Origin of the sequence: Pengzhenrongella sp. (assembly GCF_036565025.1) — a bacterium.
Lineage (GTDB): Bacteria > Actinomycetota > Actinomycetes > Actinomycetales > Cellulomonadaceae > Pengzhenrongella.
Map to the genome: position 1 here is coordinate 1 of NZ_DATCNW010000377.1, position 1,854 is coordinate 1,854.

The 1,854-nt window shown below is 66.4% G+C and carries 3 protein-coding genes; 1 reads left to right on the top strand and 2 read right to left on the bottom strand.

All coding sequences use genetic code 11. The features are described 5' to 3' along the window. Positions 1 to 410, bottom strand: a 410-nt coding sequence (locus VIM26_RS21510) for an IclR family transcriptional regulator (protein ID WP_331955081.1), incomplete at its 3' end; no start/stop codon positions are given. Positions 411 to 600: 190 nt separating this feature from the next. On the opposite strand from VIM26_RS21510, the gene VIM26_RS21515 reads away from it, so the two are divergent. Then, positions 601 to 1,029 (top strand): heme-binding protein, encoded by a 429-nt coding sequence (locus VIM26_RS21515; protein ID WP_331955083.1) that lies wholly within the window; start codon positions 601 to 603, stop codon positions 1,027 to 1,029. A gap of 79 nt (positions 1,030 to 1,108) precedes the next feature. On the opposite strand, the gene VIM26_RS21520 is transcribed toward VIM26_RS21515, so the two are convergent. After that, a partial coding sequence (locus VIM26_RS21520) for an IS30 family transposase (protein ID WP_331955085.1) occupies positions 1,109 to 1,854 on the bottom strand: 746 nt, incomplete at its 5' end.

Genomic DNA, 1,854 nt, shown 5'->3' on the forward strand with positions numbered 1-1,854 from the left:
TCGGTGAACATGCGCATGGACTGCCGGGACTGGACCTGCCCGACGTAGACGATCTGGTCACCGTCGAGCATGGCCAGGTTCGCCGACTCGCCGAGGCTGTCAACCAGGTCCGTCAGGTAGGGCCGGGCCCAGGTGCCGAGCATGCGTGCCGAGGACTCGCCCAGCGAGATCAGGCGGGGGCCGAGGGCATACTGGCGGGAGGGCTCCTGACGCAGGTAGCCGAGGTCGACCAACGTGCGCACGAACCGGTGGATCGTGGGTAACGGCAAGTTAGCCCGGGTCGCGAGCTCGGAGAGCCCCAGCGTCCCGCCGGCATCCGCCATCGTCTCGAGGATGCGGAAGGCCCGTTCCAGCGACTGCACGCCTCCGGCGCGCCGGGGGGCCTTCTCGCTAACCTCTGCGGCGGACATCGGCGGTCCCTTCGGTTCGCGGTTGCCTTCCAACTAGCAGAAGATAATATCCACAATACAGAACCGTCGTGTACGGGAGATTACGACAGACGATTCCGGTCAGACGCAGAAGCTCTTGCGGCGGCAGTGCGGCAGGAGTACAAGGGTCACGATCACACCGATCGACGATCACCACACGAAAGGTGAAGGCATGCTGACGCTGGACGAGGCCTTGAACCTGTGCACCGCCGCGCGGGAAGCGGCCAACGAACTGAAGGCACCACCCATGTCGTTCGCGGTCATGGATGTGGGCGGGCACTTGCTCGCGTTCGCACGTATGGACGGGGCTCCTTGGGTGAGCGCCGAAGTCGCGCTCGGCAAGGCATGGACCTCGGCAGCGTACGGCGTGCCCAGCGCCGCGCAGAAGGAGAAGATGTCGCCGATGCCGAACTTCGCGACTGCCCTCATCATGATGACTCACGGCCGCTTCACCCCGCAGACCGGCGCAGTTCCGATCTACCGAGGCGACGCGCTCCTCGGCGCACTCGGCGCCAGCGGAGGCACCGGCGAGCAGGACCAGGACATGTGCACCAGGGCGGTCTCCGCTACCGGGTACAGCATCAGCAGCCAGCCGAGGTGACCGGCCGCCACGGCGAGGCGCCCATCAGCGGCGGCGCTGGCAGCGATCGCGCCAGAACAGGTTCGGCGGATCCAAGCGGTCAACGCAACAGAAGCGGTCCGATCTGTTCGATCGGCTTCTTGAACGCTAGTCGTTTGCGTGGTCGGTCGTTGAGCTCGGCGGCGACCCAGTCCAGGTCCTCGCTGCTGTGCACGCTCAGGTCGGTGCCCTTAGGGAAGTACTGGCGCAGCAGGCCGTTCGTATTCTCATTGGTGCCCCGTTGCCAAGGGGCGTGCGGGTCACAGAAGAAGATCGCCATGTCGGTGGCCATCCGGACTTGTTTCCAGTCGCGCATCTCCACCCCCTGATCCCAGGTCAGCGACCCGCGCAGCGCCGCAGGCAGGGTCTGGATCTTCGCGGCCAGCGCCGGGGCGACCTGCGCGGGTTTGTAGCCGTCGGGCAGGTGCACCAACATCGTGTAGCCCGTGGTGCGTTCCACCAGGGTGCCGATCGCGCTGGCGTTGGCCTTGCCGATGATCAGGTCCCCTTCCCAGTGTCCGGGGACCGCCCGGTCATCGGCCTCGGCGGGCCGCGCCGCGATGTTGATCATGTCCGGCAACACGCGGCTCTTACGGTGCGCGCCCTGGCGGTTGGGTTGGCGTAGCCCGCGCCCGGTGCGCAGGCATTTGGCCAGGTCACGGCGCAGCGCGCCGCGGGACTGCACGTACAGGGACTGATAGATCGTCTCGGTGGACACCCACATCTCCGGGTCATCGGGGTGGTCACCTCGAAGTCTGCCAGCGATCTGCTCGGGTGAGTACTTCTTCTCCAAGTCCAGTTCGACCC

Bases quoted from the DNA above. Each gene is read 5' to 3' on its own strand.
- VIM26_RS21515 (WP_331955083.1), top strand. From the start codon at position 601: ATGCTGACGCTGGACGAGGCCTTGAACCTGTGCACCGCCGCGCGGGAA.